This is a genomic window from Alkalibacterium sp. m-11 (assembly GCF_054658155.1).
The window spans coordinates 1-3259 of the sequence record NZ_BAAGIR010000183.1 but is presented as its reverse complement, the minus strand read 5'-3'; the positions used below and the strand labels follow the sequence as shown (position 1 = coordinate 3259).

Here is a 3259-nt window from a genome sequence, read left to right as displayed (position 1 = left end):
CCGGCGGCATTCAAAGAAATTTTGATTGGAAATCAGTCAAACCAAGAACAAATTGCTGCGTAATTTCTTTGGTGAGGGTTAATCCGATAGGATTGTGAAGCATTTATTAGGGTGCGAAACTTGAGTATTTAAGCATTATAGTGGTAAGTAAAGAATAAAGTTTAAAAGATTTCAGTAATATTCGGTAAATAAGCCGTACTCAACTAAATCGCCACATACCCAAAAATACGTTCAGCTTTTTTTGTCGAATAGTCGTCCTAAATAAATTATTTTTCTATGGATATTTTTAAATTATCAAAGAAATTATCAAAGATCAAAAGTGGACAAGAGGGTCGACAATTTCGAATTTTTCTCTCCCATGGGGGGAGAAGCCTCTAACACACTAAGAAAACAACCAAGGAAGATAAGTAAAATTCTTATCTTCAAACTTATTATGCGAGGAGAACTGTATATGTATTATGTAAAGAACCAGAGAAATGGAAAAGAAATTCACGATCCAAGAATCAACCTGGCAATTGAATATTACCTATTGAATGAAGTAGAGCTTGATGAGCCGATTCTGCTATTCTATATTAATGATAATTCGATTATTGTCGGGAGAAACCAGAACACATATGAAGAAGTAAACACGACATATGTAGACGAAAACAATGTGACAGTCGTTCGTCGCTTCTCTGGCGGAGGAGCTGTCTATCATGATATGGGTGTACTGAACTTTTGTTTTCTGACTAAAGATGATGGGAACTCCTTCAGAGACTTCAAGAAATTTACTTCTCCAGTCATTGATGCGCTTCATCAGATGGGGGTAGAAGGGGCAGAACTTCGTGGGAGAAATGATCTGGTCATTGATGGTAAAAAATTCTCAGGCAATGCCATGTATGCTAAAAACAACCGCTTGACTGCTCACGGCACATTAATGTTTGATTCTGAAATCGAAGCAGTCGTCAAGGCTCTTAAACCTAAAAAACATAAACTGGAATCTAAAGGGATCAAATCCATCAGAAGCAGAGTAACAAACATCAAACCTTATCTGGATGATTCTTATCAGTTTATGAATGCAAAAGACTTCAGAGACAAGCTGCTGCTTTATATTTTTGATACTGATAAGTCTGAAGACATTAAAGAGTATGTTCTGACAGATGAGGATTGGGTCAAGATAGAAGCGTTCGCTGAACAGTATACAGCAAATTGGGAATGGAATTACGGAAAATCTCCATCCTTTGATATGGAAAGAAGTGAACGTCTGTCTGTAGGAACAGTAGAAGTTAAAATGAATGTAAGAAAAGGAAAAATAGAGGATATTCGTATTTTCGGTGATTTCTTTGGTATGGGCGAAATAGAAGATGTTGAAAAAGACTTGCAAGGTGTTCCATATACCCGAGAAGCCATTACTCATGCATTAAAGGATATCGACACTCAAACCTATTTTGGAAATGTAGATATTGAAGAACTTGTTGATCTTTTATACTAAGACCAGTTCTCTAGGTAAAGCTCCAGCTCAGTTTTAATACTGGGTTGGAGCTTTTTGTGTCTTAACGACACTCTAGATTATAAAAGTTATAATCTGAGTTCGCAGATATTCATATATCAAATTCTTTAAAACCTCTATATATCAACTTTTTTTAAGAACTATGTATAATAAAACGAAGAAATAAGTCAAAAAAATAACAAATAGGGTTTACAACTGTTCACAATTACTCTATAGTATTAAGTGTAGAAGATGACAATCATCTAAAAGAAACATTAGACATGAAGGGAGAAATACATAATGGTCACATTATTTACAACACCAAGTTGCACATCATGCAGAAAAGCAAAGGCATGGCTTGAGGAGTACGACATCCCTTACTACGAGAAGAATATGGCTCACGAACCTTTAAAAATTGAAGAGATAAAAGCAATTATGAGACTGACAGAAGATGGAACGGAAGATATTATTTCCACTCGTTCCAAAGCATTTAAAGAACTGGATATTGATCTTGATGAATTATCTTTAAAAGAACTGTTCGAAGTCATTCAGGAGAATCCGACATTGATTAGAAGACCGATCATCATTGATGACCGAAGACTTCAGATTGGGTACAATGAAGATGAAATCCGTCAATTTGTTCCTCGAGAAGTAAGAGCAATGGAACTTGAAAAGGCTCAGAAACTTGTAGCTCTATCTCAAGTATAAGAACAGCATATTAACGACTAAAAAAGAATCGACAGTGGGTCGGTTCTTTTTGACCTTATGAGAACAAAAAAGTACAATGTAATCGTCATAGCTTGTATTTGCAGGCTAGCTTTTGTATAATAATCTAAGTGCAGTCGATCTGGACTGTTTTTGTATACAAAAGAATGATTTATCATCCCAGATGGAGGACCTGTTCTCCACAGAATTGCGAGGTGCGGGATAATGGAAATTGAACATATCAATGAAGATACTATACGAGTGGTCATCGAAAATACAGATTTAGAAGAACGTGGGATTACATTCCTGGACCTGTTAGGAAATCAGAAGCAAATCGAAAAATTCTTCTACAGTATATTGGAAGAAGTTGATATTGATGAGGAATTCCAGGAATCAGAAGCAGTTACATTCCAAGTCATGCCGAACAACAATGGTCTTGAACTATTCATCAGTAAGGGAGCTAATTTCAAGGAAGAGATGAACCAGCTCACTGGACTGGGTGATGCAGCGTTTGACAGTCATCCGGACGAGAGTGATCATGAACTTACAGACGAAGTGGAAGAGTACAGTCTGGATGATAATGAGACTAAAGAGGCAATTGTTGTGTTGAACAATTTCGAACAGATGATACAGTTAGCCCAATCTTTTCATATGGAAAGCGGTGCATCAAACTTGTTCACGTACAAAGGACAGTATTATCTCCACTTAATTTTCTTTATTGAAGAAATGAATGAAAAAACGAGTGAAGAGGAGCTGGCCGTAGCTCTGGAGTATGGAGAGAAGAGTACGATATCCTCAGATGTACTCAATGAATATGCTGATCAGATAATGAAGACAAACGCCCTGGAAATGACCAGATACTATTTTAATTAAGAGGAAAGACCACAGAGATGATTTTCTTTGTGGTCTTTTTTGATGAGTATTTGAATAAAAGGACAATAGTATATATAAGAATTAAATGGAACTGTCAAATTTTTTATGAAAACTAAAAATTAAAGGTGGTGAAGGCCCACTGACTATACCAATCGGAGCCGCATTTGCCCTTGACAAACACTTGAATGGTTTCAGTTAAGGTCACAAGGGTGA

General features: G+C 36.3%; 3 protein-coding genes. All 3 read left to right on the top strand.

Annotated features, from left to right (window positions below; all coding sequences use genetic code 11):
* Positions 1-451: 451 nt before the first annotated feature.
* The 3 genes from ACYQ2O_RS11320 to ACYQ2O_RS11310 all read left to right on the top strand — a co-directional run bounded on the left by ACYQ2O_RS11320 (position 452) and on the right by ACYQ2O_RS11310 (position 3046).
* On the top strand, positions 452-1471 hold the full coding sequence (locus tag ACYQ2O_RS11320; RefSeq protein ID WP_346025236.1) for a lipoate--protein ligase: 1020 nt from the start codon (positions 452-454) through the stop codon (positions 1469-1471).
* Positions 1472-1768: 297 nt separating this feature from the next.
* The gene (spxA, locus tag ACYQ2O_RS11315; protein WP_091264658.1) at positions 1769-2176 is read left to right on the top strand and encodes a transcriptional regulator SpxA; all 408 of its coding nucleotides are present in this window, start codon (positions 1769-1771) and stop codon (positions 2174-2176) included.
* 222 nt (positions 2177-2398) lie between these two features.
* Positions 2399-3046 carry an adaptor protein MecA gene (locus ACYQ2O_RS11310; protein ID WP_091264656.1) on the top strand — a complete coding sequence of 216 codons (648 nt, stop codon included), beginning with the start codon at positions 2399-2401 and terminating at the stop codon, positions 3044-3046.
* The last annotated feature ends 213 nt before the right edge of the window (positions 3047-3259 follow it).

What these genes read in the sequence shown, in the direction of transcription:
- ACYQ2O_RS11310 (WP_091264656.1), top strand. Translation starts at nt 2,399, where the DNA reads ATGGAAATTGAACATATCAATGAAGATACTATACGAGTGGTCATCGAA.
- ACYQ2O_RS11320 (WP_346025236.1), top strand. Translation starts at nt 452, where the DNA reads ATGTATTATGTAAAGAACCAGAGAAATGGAAAAGAAATTCACGATCCA.
- spxA (WP_091264658.1), top strand. Translation starts at nt 1,769, where the DNA reads ATGGTCACATTATTTACAACACCAAGTTGCACATCATGCAGAAAAGCA.